Below are 22,556 nucleotides of genomic sequence, written 5' to 3' on the forward strand. Positions count from 1 at the left end.
GGATTAGGGATTAGGGATTAGGGATTAGGGATTAGGGATTAGGGATTAGGGATTAGGGATTAGGGATTAGGGATTAGGGATTAGCAAAGGTAAAAGGTTTGACTGAATCTCCATCTGTATTTCTTAGATTTTCAGCCATTTTTTCTTTAGTGTTTTCCAGCGTTTGTCGTTGATGGCTTTCTGCTCATCTTTTGATATCTTCAGTTCAAGTTTTGCTGTTTTGCAGGCTTCGTAAGCTTTGATGATGTTAAAGAAAAAGGAGATGGATTTGCTTTTCGCAGCTTCTTTTGAAGAGGCAATGTAAGCCAGAAATCTGTTCAGTCCTAAAAAGTAAAAATACCGGCCATAATAATCTGCCGGTCTGATGGTATAATCCGCTCCTTTCACCTTGATCAGTTTAACCTTAAGCTCAGGAAGAACAACTTCTTTCCAGCCCAGATTTTCCAGCAAAATGGAATCAATATTATCCCAGCCCAATGTTTCTCTCAAACCTCCGATCTGTACAAAACATTCTTTGCGATAAGCCTTCATAGGGCCTCTCACGTGGTGTTTATTGGAATTCCCTTCATACACCCAGTTTCCGTCTTTTTCCACATACAGCAATCCTCCGACAAGTCCGAATTTCGGATTGTTTTTAAAAGCATTTTCCAGTATTTCAAGATAATTTTCAGGAAGGATAATGTCTGCATCAAATTTACAGATGATATCAAATTCGTCTGTATTTTGAGTTTTCAGACCGTTTTTGAAAGCATTTACCACTTTAGAGCCTGGCTGGTGCGCCGATTTCTGAAGATCTACCGTTTCAAAACGGGAATCATGGACCGTATATTTCCTGATCACTTCCGCAGTTCCGTCTGTGGAACCGTCATTAACAATCACCGTTCTGAAATCCTTAAAACTTTGCTGCTGTAAAGAATCCAGAGTGAATGGAAGATTTCCCTCTTCGTTATGGGCAGGAATGATGATTAAAAACCTCAAGTTTTGAATTTATAAATGATGAATAATAAGCGATAATTGATCAATGATGAATAGATCAATTATCGCTTATGGTATTTTATTTATTATGCGGTTTCAGCATGTTTTTAGGATCAAGAATTTCATCTAATTTTTCCTGGGAAAGAATTCCCTTCTCCAAAACCAGATTGTAAACGCTGTTTCCAGTCTCCAGAGCTTCTTTTGCGATCTCTGTAGACTTTTTGTACCCGATGTAAGGGTTAAGAGCTGTTACAATACCGATGCTGTGTTTTACCATGTTCAGGCAGATTTCTTTATTAGCTGTAATTCCTACCACACACTTATCACGAAGCGTATCCAAAGCATTGCAAAGGAAATTGATGTTTTCCATAATGGCATGGGAAAGTACCGGCTCCATTACGTTAAGCTGCAACTGTCCTGCTTCTGCAGCAAAAGTTACCGTAAGATCGTTTCCAAATACTTTAAAACATACCTGATTCACGACTTCCGGAATAACAGGATTTACTTTTCCTGGCATAATGGATGATCCAGGCTGCATCGGTGGAAGATTGATCTCAAATAATCCTGCTCTAGGGCCTGAGGAAAGAAGTCTTAAATCGTTACAGATCTTCGAAAGCTTTACAGCAAGACGTTTTGTGGCAGAAGAATAAATCACATAAGAACCTGTATCCGGTGTGGCTTCAACAAGATTTGGTGCTGAAACAACCGGGAAACCAGTGATCTCAGCCAGATTTTTCGCACAAAGGATCGCGTAACCTACCGGAGCATTCAATCCTGTACCGATTGCTGTAGCGCCCATATTAACCTCTACGAAAAGGTTTGCATTGTTATTTAATTTAGAAATATCTTCTTCCAAAGTAGCCGCGTAGGCCTCAAATTCCTGTCCCAAAGTCATTGGAACGGCATCCTGAAGCTGGGTACGACCCATTTTGATCACGTCATGGAATTCGTTTCCTTTGGCGCGGAAAGCTTCAACGATTTTCTCCAATCTCTCCACAAGTCCGATATTCATATGCAGCAGCCCCATTTTAATGGCTGTAGGATAGGCATCGTTGGTCGATTGGGAAAGGTTGATGTGGTCATTCGGTGAACAGAATTCGTATTCGCCTTTATTTTTTCCTAATTTTTCTAATACGATATTGGCAATGACTTCGTTCGCATTCATATTGATTGAAGTTCCTGCTCCTCCCTGGATCATGTCCACCGGAAACTGCTCGTGGTACTTCCCTGCTACAATGTCATCACATGCTTCCGCTATTTTGAAATAAAGATTTTCATCAAGCAGACCCAATTCATAATTGGTTTTTGCCGCCGCTTTTTTCACGAAAGCCAAACCTTTGATAAAATCCGGATATGAAGACAGAAGCTGTCCTGAAATCTTGAAGTTATCGATCGCTCTCTGCGTCTGTACCCCGTAATATGCGTCTGCAGGCACATTCAATTCGCCTAACAGATCACTCTCTTTTCTGAAATTTTCCATTACAGATATTTTAACTGTTTTTATTTTTTAAATATAGCAAAAACGCATCTTAACCGATGCGTTTTAGTTGTTATTTCGCTGGATATTTTTGATTTAAAGCCTGCAGAATCGCCCATGTTTCGGCGTCCATAATTCCATCGTAATTCAACGGACGGAAATGGTACTGGAGGGCTTCAATGGTTCTTTTTGTTCCATCATCCCATTTTCCACTCAGATCAATATAGTACCCAAATTTCTGCAATGCCGTCTGAACGACAAAGATAAACGACGGATCGTTATATTTTAAAGGTACTTCTTCCTGTGCCACAGACAGGAAATTCTGTTTTGCCGTTTCATCGTACCACATCCCAAGTTGGTATTCGTCATACAATTTCTTCCACGGAAACATAGGTCCCGGATCCTGTTTTCTGATGGGAGCAATGTCGGAATGAGCAAGTACATTCGTTGCCGGAATCTGATATCTGGTTACAATATCTTTAGCCAATGCAGCTACTTTCCTCACCTGCTCGTCACTGAATCCTGCAAATATCTTTTTTCCTGTAGTATCTGATGTATAACCCGTATTCACGATCTCAATTCCTATAGAAGTATCGTTAAGGTTTTTGTCATTTCTCCAGGCACTTACTCCTGCATGATAAGAACGTTTGTTTTCATCTACCAGTTGATAGATCTCATTGTCTCCGGTATTATTGACCAGATAATGAGCACTCACTCCCTGTTGAGTAAGAGCAGTAAGGGATTTCTCGTCATTAAGTGCTGTATAATGTAATATAAGATAACGCTGTCTGAAATTCTGTGCAATAGCAGGGAAATAAGTCTTTACAACTTTATATCCTGCCGGTTTTGCTGATACTATAGAACCGTAGCTTGCCGTATTGTCATTTTTTGCGGGATCAGCCAGATTGGTTGTAAAAAACTCCACACCGTGTTCGTTGGTAATTTTGGGGTTTTGAGTTTCGGCAACCGGAGTTTTAACGGTCGGTTTTGCCTGTGATACCGGGGTTTTCGGCTTGTATGTATTTTTTTTTACATTTTGTTGGGAAGTACATGAAAAAACAAAAGTACTTAATCCGATGATATATAATGTCTTACGCATCAGTTTATTTTTTTAATCATTTATCACCTCAAAAATACGCAAATTTTTCTTGAATTTTATTTGGTAAATAAAGAAATCTATTCTATATTTGCACTCGCAATAACGGAACAACGATCATTAAAAAATAAGAAAAAAGGAGGGTTGCCAGAGTGGTTAATGGAGCAGTTTGCTAAACTGTCGACGTGCAAGCGTCGCAAGGGTTCGAATCCCTTACCCTCCGCTATTTTTTCTTTCACTATCAATATACACTTCGGGGCGTAGCGTAGTCCGGTCATCGCGCCTGGTTTGGGACCAGGAGGTCGCAGGTTCGAATCCTGCCGCCCCGACAGTTTTATTAATTTTCTCAAAATTACTTACTGGGTGCGTAGCTCAGCTGGATAGAGCATCTGCCTTCTAAGCAGACGGTCTCAGGTTCGAATCCTGACGCGCTCACAAAACTCACAATTTTTATTGTGAGTTTTTTTGTTTTATACTTTCTCAATAAAACGAGTATAAATAGAGCATCCCGATTTATAGCCGGGGCAGTCAAAGGTTCGAATCCTTTCTCGCTCTTAAGAAACACTATTTAATGGTCATTTTCAGAAGTTCAATCTCTCCTTAGGGCTTCGATGTTTTATCTTTGGTCTTATTGATACAGAAAGTCCAATATAACTGCCACTTTTTCATCACTCCCATTGAATCTTGACAACGATGAGATTCGGTTTTTACTATTTTGAAATAATTGTTTCCAAATAATTCTGCCAGTTTTCTTTGTAACTGGTTCCAATGGGAATTTCTATGGAGTTTATTTCAATTTCGTTCTTGGTATAAGCAGTCAATTTTTTTGACTGAATAATAAAGGAACGATGAATTCGAATAAAATCAGAATTCAATAATTTTTCAAAAACCGAGATATTCTGTTTTATATGATGTGATTTTCCACTTTCCAAATGAATAGTTATGTAATCTTTCAGGCTTTCGATATACAAGATTTCATTAAAGATAATTTTAATATGCCTATTGCCGCTTGTTACAAAAATATGATGGTCAGATCCCGTATGAACTTCTTTCTTTGGAGTTTGAAGCTGTCTAAATTTTTCTATTGAAACAAAAAAACGTTCAAAAGTAATTGGCTTCAAAAGATAATCGATCACATTAAGTTCATAGCCTTCAATGGCATATTCTCTGTAAGCTGTTGTAAAAATTACTTTAGGTGGATTTTTTAATTTTTTCAAGAAATCATTTCCTTTCAGTAAAGGCATTTCAATATCTAAGAAGATTAAATCGACAGAATTACACTCTAAAAAGGAATACGCTTTTAATGCATTTTCAAAAGAATCTATTAACTCAAAACTTTCAAAATTCGCCAAATGAGAAGCAATTAATTCTCTTGCCAAAGGTTCGTCGTCAACAATAATACATCTGTGTTTCATTCGAGATAAGTAGTTTGGAATTCTAAAAGCTAATTTAATGGTTTTGAATGGTCTGTCGGCAGTCTTATACAACTTCTTTCCCTTTTTGATTTTTCAGACAAAGTTTAACTTTATAAGACGTCTTCGTTTCTTCAATTTCTAGTTGATGTTTTTTTGGATATAATAAATCCAATTGTTTCCGGACGTTTTCTAGGCCAATTTTAGATTTGTATGAAATTCGGGCACATTCATTTTGAGGTTTTGTGTTCTCAATACTAAAAACAATCTGTTCTTTTTTGCTTTCCAAATTCAGCCTGATTGTTGCTTTTTCAGTTTCATTAACTATACCATGTTTAAAAGCATTTTCGATAAAAGTCAATACAATCAAAGGCGAAATTTTATTACTTTCCTGAATATCTTTCGTAAATAAAATATCCAATCTGTTTTCGTCATAACGTAATTTTTCCAAAGCAATATAGTTCTCAATCAGCGTAATTTCTTTTTCCACAGAAACATAATCTTCGTTGCAGCGATATAAAACAAAGTCTAAAATCTCAGATAATTTAGCAATGACCTCAGGGGCCTTATCATCTTTTTTTAGGGTTAGAGTATATAGATTATTTAAAGTATTGAACAAAAAATGAGGATTCAACTGGTTTTTCAGCACCTTTAATTCTATTGATCTTTTTTCTTCCTCCAATTTTAAAAGACGCTGTTGTTTGCGATTAAAACTGATAAATCCTAAAATAATAACGGGATATGTGATAAAAGAAAACTCTCTTAATATCAATTTGCCTGAAGTAAGACGTTCACGAATCGTCATTGTATGCCCAAGCCAATCATCGAAGAAAGTTGGGAATCTGGGTTCCAGATAATAAAATTTTAAAGTTATTAAAAGCGCAAAAACAATATAAAGCCAGCCTAAGGCAGAAATTATGAAAAGTAAATATCTTTTTTTATTTAATGTTTCCGGAATAATCCAATATATCAAACCGTAAGCAACAGCGGCTTGTGCTAAAATTTTACAGGAATAAACAACAATGAATGCATAAGAATCTTCATTGTCAGATTTATTTGAAAAAAAAAACAGCAAAAAGAAAATCCAGTATAAGCAATGAAGCGTAGTCCTTTTTAAGTCAATTTTATTGATCAAATTCATTACATATTTTAATTGACGGCAAAGTAACAAAATATAGGAATAAGGTCCGGCAATTAATCTGAATAGTCTGTTTTAGCTTCTAAAAACTACATTCCAGCATACGAATTCAATACAATTTAAAAATCGATTATTTGAACGCTTAAACAGGTTCTTCAACTGTGCTCAAAGAATCATCATAATGACGTGATTATATTCGCTTAAAATAACAAAAGTGATCAAACGCATCATTCAACCAGCCGCACTGTTAAGTAATAAAAAAAACTTTTTAACACGAAATGATTAAACCAACAAAACGAAATGAAAAAAGTAATTAAAAATGTAATTGGTATTCTGATTCTAATGAATGCCCTACCCTTGTTTTCGCAAGAGACCAAACAAGAAATAGTATACAGCAAAACTTCTAAACTCATAAAGCCAACCTTATTTGCTGATTTGGGAGAAACCAACCAAACGCCAGACGGAATGGCTTTAGATAAAAAAGGCAATCTATTTTTATCGATCACGAATCCAATTACATTTGATCAATACGGAAGCAGAATTCTAACTTTTGATGAAAATGATAAACCCGTCATTTGGTTTGATCAACTCCCATTGCATCCTATTACTAAAAAAGTACATCCAATGGGAATGGAGTTTGGTCCCGATGGAAATTTATACGTAATGGATAATCAGTTTTTTACAGAAAATGAAAACTATTCAAGATTGATTCGGATTAATGTAAAAGACGGAAAACCTGTCAATGCTGAAGTTTTGGTTGAAGGATTTAATTTTGGAGAAGCCGTAAGATGGTCTAAAAACCGAATTTATATAACGGATGCATTATTTAAAAACAGAAGAGAAAGCGGAATTTACAGGTTTACAATGAAACAGTTAAATTCTAAAAACATCACTTTAGATGCGACCAATAAGAAAAATTACCTCATTGCAACTTTTACTTTAAAACCAGAAGTTAAGAAAAACACTATAGGAATTGACGGGATTGCTTTTGATAAAAAAGGAAATTTGTACGCCGGAAATTTTGGAGATGGCGTTATTAATAAACTAGAATTTGACAAAAACGGAAAAGTAAAATCGAATACAATAGTTTTCGATTCAGATGAGTTAAAATGCTGCGATGGATTTTTTTATGACGAAAAAAGAAATTCGATTTTCATTGCCAATTATGAGAATAACAGCGTACATCAACTCAACTTAGATACCAATACAATTTCGCTGATTTGGGGAAATGACAATGCAGACGGTTCTGATGGAAAACTAGATAATCCCTGTGAAACAATTATCTATAAAGGGAAATTATTAGTCGTTAATTATGATACTTTTCAAGGAGAAAAAAATAAAGAAATAGATGCTTTTCACACTATATCAAGCTTTGATTTGGGAAATTGAATTAAAATTAAATAAATATAAAAAATAAATCACACAATTAAGTAAGCTAACGGCATCAAGTCAGCCATAAAAGTGTTCGATACTGATCCTTCCATGATCACAAAACTCACAATAAAAATTGTGAGTTTTTTTATTTTACAATGGTCTCCCAATAAAATCTACATAGGGAGAATATACCAAATTCTGATCAGGATCGTCAAGGTTCATATTCTTTCGCGCTCTATCAATTTGTACGATCCTTTTTGTTTACATCTACTCTATATACTTTATTCAGAATCTTTAACATAGCTTTTCAAATGTTCGGATTTTGATTTTTTTTGGATTTAATGTATTTTTCTAACATTTAATACCATTAGTTTTGTTTCCGATGAAAATGTAAAACAAATCAGTAACAGCATTAACCCGCGCAACGAAGAAATTCACACCCTTAATAAGTAAATTATATGTAACTTTCAAAAAAATATTTTCTATGAGAAAAATATTATTTGTCATATGTATATTACTCATTCAGAATGATTTAATTTCTGCCCAAAACCATAAAAAAGAAATTATAGAATATCTTAAAAAAGAAATGAAGGAGCAAGGAATTCCGGGATTACAAGTTGCTGTAATAAAAAAAAACAAAGTATTATTTTCAGAATCCCTTGGTATAGCAAATGTTGAATTCGCTGTTCCTGTAACCAATAATACGAAATTCTCCATCAATTCTATTGCTAAAATATTTACTTCTGTTACAATCATGCAACTTGTAGAACAGAATAAGTTGCAACTTGAAAAACCGATTTCTACTTATCTGACATCTGTACCTAAAGATTGGGGGTATATAACAATAAAACAATTATTAAGTCATACTTCCGGTCTGCCTGACATTGAAAACTCAATTGGGGATGGCTTAATTAGTGATAAAGGACAGGATTCGGCTTGGGTCAAAGTTCAAACTTTACCTTTACAATTTAAATCTGGAGAAAAATTCAACTATAATGCAACAAATTATCTTCTGTTACAAAAAGTTATTGAAAAAATTGAAAACGTTCCATTCGAAAAAACTGTTCAATTACACCAATTAAATGTTGCTAAAATGCAGCATACAAAATACGCAAATTCATATGATGTTATTGGACATAAAGCGCCAACATATAGTTTTTATACTTTGGACAAAACAACTGGAGAGCAAATAAAAACGAATAGATTAACTGAATTATACGAAGATTTTCCAACAAGTTTCAGAACTGATGCAGGCGTGTTTACAAATGCTGATGATATGGTTCAATGGACAATGGCATTACAAAATGGTAAATTTTTAAAAAACAGAGACAATATCATAAAAATGTGGGAACCTGTAAAATTAAATAACGGCACATATGATAGCTTTGGAGGAGTTTTAAATTCATACGCATTAGGCTGGCCAATCATGAATAGAAAAACACATTTTGCGGCTTCTGCTTTTGGAGGTGGGCGTGCCTCTGTTACTATTTATCCTAATGATAATTTATCTATTATTCTGTTTACTAATCTTACGGGGATTGAAACTTATACTATCACAGAGAATATTTCGAAATTTTATTTTTCAGAAATCAACTAATTAAACAGCATAAGCACTTCAAATTAGCTATACAAGTATTCAACAGCCTCCCTACGCTACTCATACAAAACTCACAATTTTTATTGTGAGTTTTTTTGATATTTTCAATTCACCACTTCTCCACTTTCCTATTAACCTATTTTCTTTTTCATTAAAAGATCAGGCTTTTTTCTTTATTAAAAAAGAGCAAATGACAATTCGTCATGATTTTATATTTTGGTATTATATTCGTCCGACATCTAAATAATTCACACACTGGAGTAACATTCTTTAATAAAACCACACCAATCATAGAAAACCAAAGAAAATTTATTAACCTGTATATTTTAATGAATGAAAAAAATACTTTACAGTTTTATCATTTCCGTGATTTCCATTTTTGTCCTGAACAAAATAGTATATCAGGAAATTCCTGAGAAGGATACGAAAGAGCAACTGGCTGAAATACAGCGGTACAAACATCCTGTGAAAAGCATTTCTATGGAATCCAGTGACAACAGTGATCTGAAAATATTTGACTCCATCCTGAAGGACAATAAGGTTTTAATACTGGGAGAAAATACCCATATGGACGGATCTACTTCCGAAGCCAAAAGCAGGCTGATCAAGTACCTTCATGAAAATATGAACTACAATGTAGTCCTGTACGAAGCGGGACAATATGACACCTGGATCATGAATGAAGAAATGAAGGACCACAAGCTTAAGACTTCTGCAGATTCCATCGGGGGTCTCGGCCTTTTCGAATTCTGGTGGAATGCCAAAGAAGCCCAGCCCCTGATCCGGTATTATCAAAAGACCAAAACATCTGCTACCCCTATTGAAGTTGGAGGTTTTGACATTCAGTTTTCGGGAGGTACTTTGGCATTCAAACGTGGAAAGCTGCTGAAAGATTTCTTAAGCCGCAATAATATCAATATTAAAACCTTCCCTATTTTCAACAAACGTATTGATGAGCTTCCTCATTTTATTTACAAAAAATACGTTAACAAGGTTTTAAAAGGAAATCAAAAGAATGAATTCCTCCAGGAGCTCACCAAACTTGAACAGGCCGTTCTGAAACTGGATAAAACACCGGAAAACATGATGTATGCACGGTATTTCAATGATATTAAGAACAATATAACCAAAAACTGGAAATACAAACCCGGATCTATGCCGAGCATGCAGTTCAGAGATTCCCTGATGGCCCGAAATCTAATCCATCAGATTGATTCTGTTTACAAAGATAAAAAGGTCATCGTATGGTGCGCAAATATTCACTCTTTTGCAGAAGGATACAGTAAAGAATATCTTCCGTTAGGTTCTTATATTCGGAATAAATACGGAAAAAGCTCCTATATCATTGATTTTTCATCATATGCCCAGCGAAACGAAACAGGCAGTATCTCTGACAGACCCGGAAAGTTTGCCATTGAAAATATATTTCATAAAACAAAAACGCCCTATTTCTTTCTTAATCTAAGAAATATCCCGGAAAGCTCATTCCTTAAGAAGGAATTTGTATCAACGATCAACCAAAGAATAGATATGAAAAGGAACTGGAGCCGCTCTTTTGACGGAATTTTCTATATAGACACCAATACTGTTTTAACACCAATCACGAAATAATGGAAAGTATCACCACTAAAGACCTGAGTTACACGATAGGCTCTAAAGCCATTTTAAATAATATCAGCCTGAATGTTCCGGAAGGAAGTATCTATGGCTACCTGGGAAGAAACGGAGCCGGAAAATCGACAACGATAAAGCTTCTTCTGGGACTTCTGGAGGAGACGGAGGATAAAATATTCATCCAAAGTAAAAGTTTAAAGCAAAACCGCACAGAAATTCTCGCTTCCACGGGAAACCTTATAGAATCGCCTTGTTTTTACACGAAACTGACGGTTCATGAAAATTTAAAATACCTGGATATTATCTATGACAAAGGCAGTAAAAGGATTGATGAAGTGCTGGAGCTGGTAGATCTGCACAACGAAAAGAAAAAGAAAGCCAGCGCACTCTCAATGGGAATGAAGCAGCGACTGGGAATAGCGATGGCGATATTTCACGATCCTCAACTATTAATTCTGGATGAACCTCTGAACGGTCTGGATCCTCAGGGAATTTTTGAAATGAGAAAGCTTTTTCAACATCTGAATGAACAGGGTAAAACTATTTTTCTGTCAAGCCATATTCTGAGCGAGCTGGAGAAAACGGCTACGCATATCGGAATCATTGAAGGGGGCAAAATGGTTTTCCAGGGAACGAAGAATGAACTCCTGAGCCAGGTTGAAAAGGATATCATCCTGAAAGTGAATAATACCGAAAAAGCAACATTTGTTCTACAGGAATCTTTTTCTGTTTCGCAACCCAGTCCTAATAAGATTTCTGTGAGAGCCAATGATGACCAAAAGTTTAATTTACTCTTAAAAACAGTGATTGACAACGGAATTGAGATCTATGACATAGAATCTCAGAGCACGAATCTTGAACAGATCTTTATTAACTTAATTTCTAAAAACCATGACTAATACTTTCTACAGAGCTTTTTCTTCTGAACAATATAAACTTTCGAAAAACAAGGAAATATTCGGCATACTTTTGCTTCCTGCCTTTATTATTTTCGCTTTTGATCTTTATTACCTGTATGGGCTCCTTACCGAGGGCGCTCCTGAGGATGGAACTTTAAATCCCTGGAAAATCGTATTGGGAAAGACGGTGTCAATGTTTCTTTATATGCTTTATCCCATACTGGTTTCTCTATTTGTCCATGCCTGCTGTGATGTAGAGTACAAAAACAACAATTATAAAATTCTTTTTACCATACCTGTTTCAAAATCAAAAATATTTATTTCAAAAGTATTGTTTATGTTGATAACAGTTTGGTTTTCGATGATTTTAACCTATCTTGTTTTTCTTCTGAGTGGTTATTTCTTCAGTATTACTTTTCCGGAGCTGGGATTTCAGAATTATGATTTCAGAGAGGTCATCTTCTATACTTTTCTAAAGTTTGCAATCACCCTTTCAGCGATTACCATGATACAGCTTGCTTTAAGTTTGACCTTTAAAAACTTCATCTACCCGATAGGTTTCAGCATGTTCATGCTCGTTTTTTCAGGTCTTACCAATGAGAAGAAGTTTTCTGATTTTATAGTATACACCGGAGGTTACAAATTTTTAAGAAATTTAATGCTCGAAAACATTTCTTTTGAACGGCTGGATTACTGTAATATAGCTGCGGTATTTATCTTTGCTGGAGTGAGTTTTTATTTGTTTGTGAGAAAGAAAGGGGGTTAAAATACATCAAATCGCTCTCGGGTTTAAAGCAATCGGAGAGCGAAACCTTAATCAGCGTATCTCTTTCCCGGAAGGTTTCTGTTTGCCTTTTATTCCTTTGAAAAGCTCTCTATAAAGAGGTTCCAGCTCTTTCGGAGGTACTCCGGAATCAAAGGTTGATGATTCGTATGTTTTACCATCAACAGTAATCAAAATGCTGGAAGCAAAAGCTCTGTCTCCAAATCTTCCTTCTGATGGAGACTTTAATGAAGCTATTTTATCCAGATCAATCACTTCGGCCTGTTTTACGATATTTTCCCACGCTGCAGCTGACAAAACATCAACGGAAACGTTCCCATTTACAGACGTAGTTTTAGAGTCTGGGGTAAATGTAATTATCCTGTTTGTGCCCCTTGTCTGTTCCGTAACTTCTATCTTTTCCACCTTAGATTTTTTTTGTCCACTATTTGACATAACCGTACCTGAACTTCCTTTTTGTTGAGAAGTACAGTTTGTATTTGACAAAATAAGAGGAATTATCACAATCAATAGCTTATAATTAATTTTCATTGTTTTTTAACTTTAGCCTAAATAATTAGTAAAAATAAATATATTTGTAAAATTAATTAAAATATATACACATGAAAGGTAAAACTACTTTTAAATTACCGTTTTTACTTTTTTTAACACTCTTTTGTTTGGCTTTCGGACAAAAAAACAATCCTACAGATAAGATCGTTTTCGGAAGAACCTACACCCTTGAAGAGCTTAGAAAAACAAATGGATTTGTGAGATGTGCTTCTACGGAATATGAAGCTATGCTACAGCAAAAAAATCCAAAAAGAATGACTGAGCAGCAGTTTGAAGACTGGATTGGCCCATTGATCGCAAATGCACAGGCTAACAAATCTCAAAACGGAGGAGTTATTACAATCCCTGTAGTAGTTCACGTTATTCACAATGGAGAGGCTTTGGGTACAGCACCTAACATCACTGATTCACAGGTTCAGTCACAAATTACTGTGATGAACAATGACTATAGAAAACTGGCGGGAACTCCAGGAGCTAATACAAGTCCTGTGGGAGCAGACACCATGATACAATTTGCTTTGGCAAAAGTAGATCCCAAAGGAAATCCTACCAATGGTATAGACCGTGTAAAACTTTGTCAGGATTCTTGGGCAACTTCTGCTATTGATGCCTATGTAAAGCCGACTACTATCTGGGATCCTACAAAATATATGAACATGTGGAGTGTGAAGTTCTCCGATGGTGACTTGCTTGGTTACGCACAATTCCCTTCTAATTCTACTTTACCAGGATTGAATACAAATGGAGGTTATGCAAACACCGACGGTGTAGTAGCTAATTATGCTACTTTCGGAAGCAGCGCTTATAATGATGGAACATTTTTATTAGCAGCTCCATATGATCGCGGGAGAACAATGACTCACGAAGTAGGACATTTCTTAGGACTAAGACATATCTGGGGAGATTCAAACTGTGGTAACGACTACGTTGCAGACACTCCGATACACAGAACATCCAACGGATCATGTCCTACACATCCAAAACCAAACAACTGCGGTACTGCTGATGAAATGTTCGAAAACTACATGGATTATACCAATGATACCTGTATGAATATTTTCACCATCAACCAAAAAGACAGAATCGTTGCTGTAATGAACAATTCACCAAGAAGAATGGAATTGAAAACATCAACAGCAGACCTTGCTATTCCTTTGTTTGCTAATGATGCAGAATTAAAAGGTGAAAGAAGCTGCGACCAAACAGCATGTGCTGATTCTCCAACCCCTGTTACTGCACAGTTCTCCCTTTACAACAGAGGAACAAGCGCACTTACTTCAGCGGTTATTACTTATTCTGTAAACGGCGGAGCAGTTCAGACCATCAACTGGACTGGAAATTTAGCACAGGATAAATATGCTATTGTTAGCATTCCTACCGGTGTACCTACTGGTAATATTTCAGCACAGATCACATCTGTTAACGCAACTGCAGACCAGAGAGCTAGCAATAATGCTTCATCTGTAGTCCTTGGAAACCTAGTACCGGTATCAAGTACAAACTTTACATTCGAATTACAGCTTGACTACTATGGATCTGAAACTACATGGAACTTAAAAAACAGTTCAGGTACTACCCTTTACAGCGGAGGTCCTTATCCTGACGTTGCAGACCCTGACACAGACCCTCTTCCAGCCCTAATTACTCAAAACTGGGTATTGCCTCTAAACGACTGCTATACATTCACAATCAACGACAGTTATGGTGATGGTATTTATGTAGATGGAGGTTCTTACAGAATTCTAAATTCAGCAGGAGCACCTGTAATTGCTGGTAATGACTTCACGACTACACAGGAAAGAAAATTCAAAGTGGTAGGCGCATTAGCAACTAGCGAAGTGACAAAAGACAAAAACACAGCAGGTGTTTATCCAAACCCAGTGAGTGATGTTCTAAACGTTACCAACGTAGCTAAGAATACTAAATATGAAATTTACAATGCAGTGGGTCAAATCGTAAAATCCGGAGCTCTTGAAGATCAGAAAATCCGTGTTGCAGAATTGGCAAAAGGAACGTATTTCATTACTTTCAAAAATGACAAGAAAACAGAAAGTGTAAAATTTATAAAGAAATAAATTAAATCTTACACTGCAGTTTTTGCAGCAATAATAAACCTTCGGAGAAATTCCGGAGGTTTTTTTTATTTTTATTTTTATTTTTTTTAATCCTCCGAAAGAATTTAAACGTAGGAAAAATCTGCGCATAAAACATTGATATTTAACCTACAATATTTCTTCATGTAAAGGAGCAGTCTCTTTTTTAATCCGTAATGACATTAATTTCACAAATTATTATTAAATATTTTTTCTAGATTGTCTTTTTTATTCAAAATAATTTTCTATCTTTGCACTCGCAAAAACGAAGTAAAATTCGTTAAGATGACCTAATAATCGGGGCGTAGCGTAGTCCGGTCATCGCGCCTGGTTTGGGACCAGGAGGTCGCAGGTTCGAATCCTGCCGCCCCGACAGTTTTAGTAATTTTCTCAAAATTATTTAATGGGTGCGTAGCTCAGCTGGATAGAGCATCTGCCTTCTAAGCAGACGGTCTCAGGTTCGAATCCTGACGCGCTCACTGAAGCCTTACAATTTTTATTGTGAGGCTTTTTTATTTTATACTATCTCAATAAAGGTTTTCTTATTTCATATCAGTTCACGTACGTAAAAACAAGCAATTGATAGACTCCCGGAAAAATAGTTTGTACGGGAAGCAATACTTTAGCATATTGATGTCAAAATTTAAATATGGATCTAAAGAAAGCCCAGCAAGATATGAAAGATAGCTACGGCTATGGATCAATTGGTGTTTTTGTTTCTGGAGTGATCTGGCTGCTTTCAAGCCTGGCTGTACATTTTTATACTCCCCAAAAAACCATGTTGGTTTTAATAGTAGGAGGAGTCTTCATTTTTCCGCTTTCAACACTCATAGGAAAACTAACAGGAATTAAAGGAGAGCATCGCAAAGGTAATCCTCTTGGAAAACATGCCATGGAAGGAACGATATGGATGATCATGTGTATTCCTTTAGCCTACGGACTTTCTTTACATGATATTTGGAGTTATTATTTACGGCATGTACAAACGTGACAAACAAAAATAATTGAGAAGTCATCAGTAGACCTATTTCCAATCATTTTACAACAAGCCCAATTTGTTTCAAAAAAATCCAGCTCCTCACACACCCTTTTATCATGCTCATTTAACGTAAAACTGATACAATCCTAAGGGATTACTCACCTCGGGCTATTCAAGCCCTTTTTACCCCTTAAAAGCGATAATTCGAGATAAAATATATCTTGTGCTTCTCTATCTCTTCTCCATCAACAGTAAAATTGCATTCATCTTTTCTATAAATGCTCCAAAAGTTCTTTTAATGAGAACTGGATACACACACTTCCCGAAACTATTTTTAATCGCGTATTGAACGTTAATAAGCTCCGACTCTGATCAGTTACTTACTTTTTTGTTTCACAGGTTTTTTTTAATTCATTCTCAAAACGTTCAGTGATGTTTGGATTTCCCATCTCTTGAGCCATTTTAAAATATTTTTGAGCTTGTTCACACTTTTTCAGATACATGCTTACTATGGAAAGCTTATATATCGTATTAGAATTTTTATTATTAATTTTTAAAGAACGATTAAAATAATTTTCAGCTGCCGTCCATAGTTTTTCATTCTCTGAAGCATTAGTTTTATCTGCACTTTCATAAAAATCACCCAGATATGTCGTTCCATAATCAGTTAACATTTCTGAATGATCCGGATTAATTTTTAATCCTTTGTTAAACTGTTCTCTCGCTTCTTCATATGCACCCAAATTGAAATAGATCGTGCCATAACCATAATAAATGTCTGCGTTATTTTTGTTGAACAGAAACGCCTGATTAAATCTTTTCATCGCCGTCATAAAATCTCCTTTTTCATAAATGTAACCGAATCCTGTCTCAACCATTTTTTTACTTGCTTCTTCCGGGCTATTAAATTTTTTCAAAACTTCATTCTTAAACTCATTATCAGCCTTTATCTGTTCTTCAGATTTTTTCACGGCACCATATTCCGGCTGAAGTGAAATATCATTGTCCGCCATATTTTTCCAACTTTCAAATCTTTGCTTTTGAGCAGAACAGAAAAGGGAGAAAAATAAAATTAATATGAGTATAATATTTTTCATAATTTTAAAATTAAAGGTTAAACATTCAGTCCCATTAAATATATAAAAAATAACAGTTGATTAATTTCATTGCTTTTTGTTTATAAAAATCATCCTACATTGACTGTTACCCTACTATCCACTTCTATTATTCCAATGAAAATTATCCTAAACAACCCTGTCATATTATTTTTGGTGACATAAAAAAAACCACTGTAATGCATACAGCGGTTCAATTTATTTTAATTCAAAAGCTTATTTCAGTTGGTAAGAACTTCCGTTCCAAAGATAGGTTTTGGAAGAATGTTTTTTCTTTTCCCTGTCTTTATCGTCTTTTTCCATTTCCTCCATTTTAAAGATAAAGGCATTAGAGATTCCTCCTTTGTCATTAGGAAATACAAATTCTTCCGTATGATAATAAACATCGGCATCTCCTACATTCGTCAACTGAGGCAGAGCTACTAATTTTTTATCTCTGAAAAATACGTATTGACTATAGCTTGCAATTCCGCATGCTTCACCGGAAACCATTGCTTTAAGGGTTAATTCCACATTCTGAAGTTTATGGCCGCTTTCAATGGTAAATGTTCCATAACTCAACTCCTCTCCTCTTCCTGTATCAAAATATACCTCATCGATCAGGGTATTTCCTTCCATCACTTTGATCCCGGCGATATTTTGCTTTTCAGTTCCATTATATTCTTTACTCTTGCGGTCTACCGTTTTGGAGAGTCCAAAAAGAAAGTCGTAGCCATTTTTGTTACGGAAACCTACACATAGATTTCCGCCCCAGATATACCCTTCGGAAACAATGTCTCCTTTCTGGTAGGAAACCTTGTACCAATTGGCTCCTCTTTCGCCCAGTCTCAGAATAGCTTCTTCTTTTTTAAGGATTATCACCTGCTGATTGGTCTGCAATGAATCAGTAACCTGCGATTTTACATCCGCTTCTTTTCTGACTCTTGTCCAGTCCGTAAAAACTTTCTGGGCTTTATTTTCCTCAAAACCAAAAACTCCGTCCGCATACGTCATGTTTTCTTCCTGTGCTGAAAAAAGCTGCAGGAACAACAGGCATACAACCGTCAATACATATTTCATATTTGCATTTTGTTTTAATTATTTCTCCAGCAATAAGCTTACCCATTCTTCACGCTGAAGCTTTTTCTTAAGCTCTAGTCCGCTTTCTGTACAAACTTCCAGGATATCATCCACATCAAAGAAACAAAGTCCGGAAAGCAGTAACTTACCACCTTCATTCATCACTGATACGTAGGTAGGAATATCGGAGATCAGGATATTTCTGTTGATATTGGCCAGAATGATATCTAAATTCTCTTTTCCTAAGTTTTCGGCAGTTCCCAGTTCAATATCCAGTTCAACACCGTTTCTTGCGGCATTTTCTTTTGAATTTTCCACAGACCACTCATCGATATCAATCGCTTTTACATCTCCGGCACCCCGCTGTTTTGCATAAATGGCCAATACGGAAGTCCCACATCCCATATCAAGTACTTTTTTACCATTGAAATCAATATCCATCATCTGCTGGATCATCAGGTGCGTGGTAGGATGATGCCCTGTTCCGAAAGACATTTTAGGCTGAATAATGATTTCGTGCATTCCCGGTACCGATTCATGGAATTCTGCTCTGATCAGTACTTTATCATCAATATTAATCGGTGAAAAGTTTTTTTCCCATTCTTCATTCCAGTTGATATTCGGCATTTCTTCGAACGTATAAGTGATCTCTACATTTTCGTTTTCAAAAAGAGGAAGCGCTTTAAGTTCTTCTTCTTTAAACAGTTCTTTCTGAATATATCCTAAAATTCCGTCGATTTCTTCTGTAAAACTGTCAAAACCTATTTCGATAAGCTCTGCCATTAATATGTCATTCCATGGCTGTAATGGAGAAACCTTGAAATTGAATTCTAAATAATTTTGCATGTGCGTAAGTAATTTAGTGCAAAAATAAGAATGTTATTACGGTTAAAAAAATTGAAGTGCTTTAAGTAGTGCATATTTTGAAAATAATAATTTTTGTTTTAACCGTAAGGGCTAAATCTCGTCATTTTTTTAAGGTCACAATGGTTGAGTAGAGTTTTTTTATGTTTTGGCTAAAGCCGGACAGGTTTGCGTAAATTGAAAAAGCGGGCTAAAGCCCGCTTCTATTGAATATTTCTGACATCTTAACGATTATTTAGTTCATCATCAATGGATATTAAGCTTTATCATTTGTATGGTTTTACGCAAAAAGGCAGGCTAAAGCCCACCTTTTCAAATATTTTATTAAGTCATGCAATGGGTATCCCGTAACCGGTACCCCGCAACAATTAAGCAAAATAACATCAACCCTCTTAAGGATTGGTAGAGAAAATAGAAGCGTTAGCAATCAATGCTCTTCTGTTCATCTTTAAAATATCTCTTACCCATTCTGCAAAATCTTCCGGCTGAAGCACTTTATCAGGGTTTCCGTCTGTAAGTCCTCCCTGGATACTCATATCGGAAGCGATGGTACTTGGCGTCAAGGTAATCACACGGATATTCTGTTTTCTCCATTCCGCCATCATCGACTGGGATAAAGAAACTACCGCTGCTTTTGATGCCGCGTAAGCTGACATATTCGGGCCGCCTTTAAGTCCTGCCGTAGAAGCTACATTCACAATATCTCCCTCCCCATTCGCTTTCATAAAAGGATGAACTGCTTTAGAAGCATAATATACTCCAAATAAATTGGTCTTAATCACCTGCTCCCAGGTTTCGGAAGACATGTCTTCAATGCTTCCAAAATCTCCGATCCCTGCATTATTGATTAGAATATCAACACTTCCCAATTGCTGTGCAAGAGACTCAATCCCTGCTTTCACTTCGGATTCGTTATCCATACTGAAAACAGCATACGCGGAGTTTACCCCAAGCGCTTTGATCTCTTCAACGGTATTTTTAAGGTTTTCATCGTTTCTACCGGTAACGGCTACATGTACTCCTTCATTGGCCAAAGCTAATGCAACCGCTTTTCCAAGCCCTCTTCCACCACCCGTTACGATGGCATTTTTTCCGTTTATGTTCATAATACTATTGTTTCGTAGGGCAAATTTACGAAAGAACATTTTGACTGGGCAGGGAGAATAGACATTTAATACAATTTTAATAGAGTTATCAAATTCTAAAGTTTTTGTACCACAAAAGTCACAAAAGCTTTTTTTACATTTAAGTTATTTGAAGTTTAAAGGCTTTGCGTAAAGAAGTTCATAGAGGTTCTTTAAAAAATAAGCGATTTTTTATCCTAAATAATATCTATAAACATCTATTGAAATAAAATTGGATAAACGCAAAGGCGCAAGGCTTTATTTAAACGCTTTTTTAAGGCGCAAGAAAATCAAGATTTTCAGCAAGGGTGATGATGAGATTGCTTCGTCGCTATGCTCCTCGCAATGACAGCGATATTCAATTTTATCGCAGATAAAATCCTTGCGCCTTAAAGCATTCGAATTAGAAAAGAACTTGCGTCTTTGTGATGTCCAACAAAATGCATAAACATCTGTGAAAATTCGTGCAATCTGTGGTTAAAAAATCAATCACAAAAACTTTTGACACTTAAGTTATTTGGAGTTTAAATGCTTTGCGTATAAAAAGTCCACATAAGATCTTAAAAAATCAAAGATTTTTATACTAGATAATATGCATAAACATCTGTGAAAATCTATGCCATCTGTGGTGAAAAAAACAGAAATCTGCGTATTCCGTGCAATCAGCGGGAAACAAAAAAAAACCGGCTTATTACAAAACCGGTTTCAATTGAAAGTATAGTAGAAAATGAAAAACTATGGAATAAGAACCGGGTTTTGTACCTCGAATTCTTCTGAAGCCGTAAACTGGTTTCCATACATATCCGAAGCTTTCACTTCAAGTTTATGTTTTCCTAAAGCCAGTTTTTTAGGAAACCCAGCAGTCCAGATATGTTTTGACATTTCAGGGTTGGATGGTCTTCTGCCTGGGTAAAGATTCTGTGTAGAGTCCCATTTAAATACAGAAAGAGCAAAGTTCGGATCTACTGCTTCATCGTAGTCCATTTCTTCCCAGTTTCCGTTGTCTATTCTGTACTGCACTTTGTCTTTTTTACTTCCCATAAAGAAGTTGGCCAGAATTTTCGCAGAGGTTTTTGAAGGATAAGGAATTGCTTTCGGAACATACAATTTGATCTGATAGTCATCCGGTTTTCCCGCTGTTTTGTATTTAACTTTATACTGGTTATCAGTAAAGCTTATGAATGAATACCCCTTTGCAGTTCCGTCTCTCATGGTGGAAGTCGGCAATCCTATTTCATCAGATGTTCCTGACCACCAATCGCCGCAAGTTGTTCCTACATTGTATTCGTGAAGGTCTTTTAAACCAGTCCAACCTGCTTGTTTTCCATAAAAAATCTGTTGTTGAATATGGGTGTGTGCCGATAAAATTAGCGCATTCTGGAAAGGAGTCAGGAAATCAAATAATTTTTGACGATCTGCATTTCTGAAATTATCTTCGTTTTTATGCTCTAAAGGAATATGGAAAGAAACAACAATCAGCTTGTTTTTATCAACCAGCTTTAAATCATTCTCAATAAATTTCAGCTGATCTTCACGGAATCCGCCCCAATAGCCTTTACCGTCTCTCGGATCCGGATACAGAATATCATCCAGAATAATGAAATGTACATTCCCATAATTGAAAGAATAATTGGCAGGACCGAAATTGGACTCAAAGGTTTCATCTGAAAAGCGGTCTTCCTTCGCATCATAGTTCATGTCATGATTTCCCATCACATTATACCATGGCAATCCGATCTCTTTCATGACATCTGCATAAGGTTTCTGAAGGCTCAGATTATCGCCCACCAAATCTCCCAGACTGATGCCCAATACAGCATTTTTCTTGGTATCCTTTACCTCATTAACGATTCCTCTTTTGAAATAGTCAAGCTCTTTTTCTGTATACGGCTGAGGATCTCCGAAAACAAGAATGTCAAAATTTTTGTTTTCTTCTTTTTTGTAAAGGGGGAAATTCAGCTCTTTGGGAAGTTCCCCGGTTGGCGCTGTTCCTTTGTATTTAAAATCTACCGGTGAGCCTTTTGGTTTATGATGATGATAGAATTGTGGCAGATTATTACCGTTTAAAGCAGTCTGATATCCCGAAGGTTTAATGACAAAAATGGTCTGATCTTCCTGAACCGGCAGGCTGTATCTTCCGTTTTTATCGGTAAGAACCACCTGCACTCCGTTTGAAACGGCTACTCCTTCGATTCCTTTTTCACGGTTTTCTTTCTTCTGATTTCTGCTAAGGTCTTCAAATACATATCCTGATACAGAATCCTGAGAGAATGCCATCGCTGAAACCAGCATACACGGCATTAAAAATTTTATACTGATACTCATATCTTTATTCTTTATTCTTTATTCTTTATTCTTTATTCTTTATTCTTTATTCTTTATTCTTTATTCTTTATTCTTTATT

Annotated in this window: 18 protein-coding genes and 5 tRNA genes; 12 read left to right on the plus strand and 11 right to left on the minus strand. The window is 36.0% G+C overall.

The annotated features are described in order from the left end of the window. Positions 1-123: 123 nt before the first annotated feature. The 3 genes from N0B48_RS04025 to N0B48_RS04035 form a co-directional block, all read right to left on the minus strand. Positions 124-978, minus strand: coding sequence for a glycosyltransferase family 2 protein (locus N0B48_RS04025; protein WP_259836924.1), 855 nt, complete (start codon positions 976-978; stop codon positions 124-126). A gap of 76 nt (positions 979-1,054) precedes the next feature. After that, positions 1,055-2,455, minus strand: coding sequence for an aspartate ammonia-lyase (gene aspA / locus N0B48_RS04030; protein WP_259836925.1), 1,401 nt, complete (start codon positions 2,453-2,455; stop codon positions 1,055-1,057). A gap of 70 nt (positions 2,456-2,525) precedes the next feature. Then, positions 2,526-3,551 carry an N-acetylmuramoyl-L-alanine amidase gene (locus N0B48_RS04035; RefSeq protein ID WP_259836926.1) on the minus strand — a complete coding sequence of 342 codons (1,026 nt, stop codon included), beginning with the start codon at positions 3,549-3,551 and terminating at the stop codon, positions 2,526-2,528. A gap of 135 nt (positions 3,552-3,686) precedes the next feature. Between N0B48_RS04035 and N0B48_RS04040 the strand changes: the two genes are divergently transcribed. From N0B48_RS04040 to N0B48_RS04050, 3 genes are all read left to right on the plus strand, one after another. Then, positions 3,687-3,771 (plus strand) — tRNA-Ser (locus N0B48_RS04040). A 31-nt stretch (positions 3,772-3,802) separates the two neighbouring features. Then, positions 3,803-3,877: transfer RNA gene (locus N0B48_RS04045), tRNA-Pro, on the plus strand. 32 nt (positions 3,878-3,909) lie between these two features. Continuing rightward, a tRNA-Arg gene (locus tag N0B48_RS04050) sits at positions 3,910-3,983 on the plus strand. Positions 3,984-4,258: 275 nt separating this feature from the next. Here N0B48_RS04050 and N0B48_RS04055 read toward each other — a convergent pair. Together N0B48_RS04055 and N0B48_RS04060 are read right to left on the minus strand one after the other, a co-directional pair. Next, complete coding sequence (locus N0B48_RS04055; RefSeq protein WP_259836927.1) at positions 4,259-4,963, minus strand: LytR/AlgR family response regulator transcription factor; 705 nt, start codon at positions 4,961-4,963, stop codon at positions 4,259-4,261. 64 nt (positions 4,964-5,027) lie between these two features. Next, on the minus strand, positions 5,028-6,101 hold the full coding sequence (locus N0B48_RS04060; RefSeq protein WP_259836928.1) for a sensor histidine kinase: 1,074 nt from the start codon (positions 6,099-6,101) through the stop codon (positions 5,028-5,030). 297 nt (positions 6,102-6,398) lie between these two features. Between N0B48_RS04060 and N0B48_RS04065 the strand changes: the two genes are divergently transcribed. The 5 genes from N0B48_RS04065 (at position 6,399) to N0B48_RS04085 (ending at position 12,348) form a co-directional block, all read left to right on the plus strand. Then, complete coding sequence (locus N0B48_RS04065) at positions 6,399-7,487, plus strand: SMP-30/gluconolactonase/LRE family protein (protein WP_259836930.1); 1,089 nt, start codon at positions 6,399-6,401, stop codon at positions 7,485-7,487. A 469-nt stretch (positions 7,488-7,956) separates the two neighbouring features. Further along, positions 7,957-9,069 (plus strand): serine hydrolase domain-containing protein, encoded by a 1,113-nt coding sequence (locus N0B48_RS04070; RefSeq protein WP_259836933.1) that lies wholly within the window; start codon positions 7,957-7,959, stop codon positions 9,067-9,069. 333 nt (positions 9,070-9,402) lie between these two features. Beyond that, positions 9,403-10,680 (plus strand): erythromycin esterase family protein, encoded by a 1,278-nt coding sequence (locus tag N0B48_RS04075; protein ID WP_259836935.1) that lies wholly within the window; start codon positions 9,403-9,405, stop codon positions 10,678-10,680. Then, positions 10,680-11,582, plus strand: a complete 903-nt coding sequence (locus N0B48_RS04080; RefSeq protein ID WP_259836936.1) for an ABC transporter ATP-binding protein — start codon at positions 10,680-10,682, stop codon at positions 11,580-11,582. Before N0B48_RS04075 ends, N0B48_RS04080 begins: the two co-directional genes overlap by 1 nt. Continuing rightward, the gene (locus N0B48_RS04085; protein ID WP_259836938.1) at positions 11,575-12,348 is read left to right on the plus strand and encodes an ABC transporter permease; all 774 of its coding nucleotides are present in this window, start codon (positions 11,575-11,577) and stop codon (positions 12,346-12,348) included. Before N0B48_RS04080 ends, N0B48_RS04085 begins: the two co-directional genes overlap by 8 nt. Before the next feature lie 51 nt (positions 12,349-12,399). Here the strand turns inward: N0B48_RS04085 and N0B48_RS04090 are convergent, their stop codons facing one another. Continuing rightward, a complete protein-coding gene (locus N0B48_RS04090; RefSeq protein ID WP_259836940.1) occupies positions 12,400-12,771 on the minus strand; it encodes a hypothetical protein in 372 nt (123 codons plus the stop codon). Positions 12,772-13,025: 254 nt separating this feature from the next. On the opposite strand from N0B48_RS04090, the gene N0B48_RS04095 reads away from it, so the two are divergent. The 4 genes from N0B48_RS04095 (at position 13,026) to N0B48_RS04110 (ending at position 16,002) form a co-directional block, all read left to right on the plus strand. Next, positions 13,026-14,993 carry a M43 family zinc metalloprotease gene (locus N0B48_RS04095; protein ID WP_259836941.1) on the plus strand — a complete coding sequence of 656 codons (1,968 nt, stop codon included), beginning with the start codon at positions 13,026-13,028 and terminating at the stop codon, positions 14,991-14,993. A 316-nt stretch (positions 14,994-15,309) separates the two neighbouring features. Further along, positions 15,310-15,384, plus strand: a tRNA-Pro gene (locus tag N0B48_RS04100). A 32-nt stretch (positions 15,385-15,416) separates the two neighbouring features. Beyond that, positions 15,417-15,490 (plus strand) — tRNA-Arg (locus tag N0B48_RS04105). 170 nt (positions 15,491-15,660) lie between these two features. After that, positions 15,661-16,002, plus strand: a complete 342-nt coding sequence (locus N0B48_RS04110; protein ID WP_371830616.1) for a DUF7010 family protein — start codon at positions 15,661-15,663, stop codon at positions 16,000-16,002. Between the two features lie 368 nt (positions 16,003-16,370). Here the strand turns inward: N0B48_RS04110 and N0B48_RS04115 are convergent, their stop codons facing one another. The 5 genes from N0B48_RS04115 to N0B48_RS04135 form a co-directional block, all read right to left on the minus strand. Next, complete coding sequence (locus N0B48_RS04115) at positions 16,371-17,087, minus strand: tetratricopeptide repeat protein (protein WP_259836945.1); 717 nt, start codon at positions 17,085-17,087, stop codon at positions 16,371-16,373. A 234-nt stretch (positions 17,088-17,321) separates the two neighbouring features. Beyond that, positions 17,322-18,164, minus strand: a complete 843-nt coding sequence (locus tag N0B48_RS04120) for an SH3 domain-containing protein (protein ID WP_259836947.1) — start codon at positions 18,162-18,164, stop codon at positions 17,322-17,324. Positions 18,165-18,182: 18 nt separating this feature from the next. After that, a complete protein-coding gene (gene prmA / locus N0B48_RS04125) occupies positions 18,183-19,010 on the minus strand; it encodes a 50S ribosomal protein L11 methyltransferase (RefSeq protein WP_259836949.1) in 828 nt (275 codons plus the stop codon). 410 nt (positions 19,011-19,420) lie between these two features. Next, on the minus strand, positions 19,421-20,134 hold the full coding sequence (locus N0B48_RS04130) for a 3-ketoacyl-ACP reductase (RefSeq protein ID WP_259836950.1): 714 nt from the start codon (positions 20,132-20,134) through the stop codon (positions 19,421-19,423). A gap of 753 nt (positions 20,135-20,887) precedes the next feature. Beyond that, the gene (locus N0B48_RS04135; protein WP_259837553.1) at positions 20,888-22,453 is read right to left on the minus strand and encodes a calcineurin-like phosphoesterase C-terminal domain-containing protein; all 1,566 of its coding nucleotides are present in this window, start codon (positions 22,451-22,453) and stop codon (positions 20,888-20,890) included. Between the last annotated feature and the right edge of the window lie 103 nt (positions 22,454-22,556).

This window comes from Chryseobacterium herbae, assembly GCF_025154075.1.
Classification (GTDB): Bacteria; Bacteroidota; Bacteroidia; order Flavobacteriales; family Weeksellaceae; genus Chryseobacterium; species Chryseobacterium herbae.

Bases quoted from the DNA above. Each gene is read 5' to 3' on its own strand.
- aspA (WP_259836925.1), bottom strand. From the start codon at position 2,455: ATGGAAAATTTCAGAAAAGAGAGTGATCTGTTAGGCGAATTGAATGTG.
- N0B48_RS04035 (WP_259836926.1), bottom strand. From the start codon at position 3,551: ATGCGTAAGACATTATATATCATCGGATTAAGTACTTTTGTTTTTTCA.
- N0B48_RS04055 (WP_259836927.1), bottom strand. From the start codon at position 4,963: ATGAAACACAGATGTATTATTGTTGACGACGAACCTTTGGCAAGAGAA.
- N0B48_RS04060 (WP_259836928.1), bottom strand. From the start codon at position 6,101: ATGAATTTGATCAATAAAATTGACTTAAAAAGGACTACGCTTCATTGC.
- N0B48_RS04065 (WP_259836930.1), top strand. From the start codon at position 6,399: ATGAAAAAAGTAATTAAAAATGTAATTGGTATTCTGATTCTAATGAAT.
- N0B48_RS04070 (WP_259836933.1), top strand. From the start codon at position 7,957: ATGAGAAAAATATTATTTGTCATATGTATATTACTCATTCAGAATGAT.
- N0B48_RS04075 (WP_259836935.1), top strand. From the start codon at position 9,403: ATGAAAAAAATACTTTACAGTTTTATCATTTCCGTGATTTCCATTTTT.
- N0B48_RS04080 (WP_259836936.1), top strand. From the start codon at position 10,680: ATGGAAAGTATCACCACTAAAGACCTGAGTTACACGATAGGCTCTAAA.
- N0B48_RS04085 (WP_259836938.1), top strand. From the start codon at position 11,575: ATGACTAATACTTTCTACAGAGCTTTTTCTTCTGAACAATATAAACTT.
- N0B48_RS04110 (WP_371830616.1), top strand. From the start codon at position 15,661: ATGGATCTAAAGAAAGCCCAGCAAGATATGAAAGATAGCTACGGCTAT.
- N0B48_RS04115 (WP_259836945.1), bottom strand. From the start codon at position 17,087: ATGAAAAATATTATACTCATATTAATTTTATTTTTCTCCCTTTTCTGT.
- N0B48_RS04120 (WP_259836947.1), bottom strand. From the start codon at position 18,164: ATGAAATATGTATTGACGGTTGTATGCCTGTTGTTCCTGCAGCTTTTT.
- prmA (WP_259836949.1), bottom strand. From the start codon at position 19,010: ATGCAAAATTATTTAGAATTCAATTTCAAGGTTTCTCCATTACAGCCA.
- N0B48_RS04130 (WP_259836950.1), bottom strand. From the start codon at position 20,134: ATGAACATAAACGGAAAAAATGCCATCGTAACGGGTGGTGGAAGAGGG.
- N0B48_RS04135 (WP_259837553.1), bottom strand. From the start codon at position 22,453: ATGCCGTGTATGCTGGTTTCAGCGATGGCATTCTCTCAGGATTCTGTA.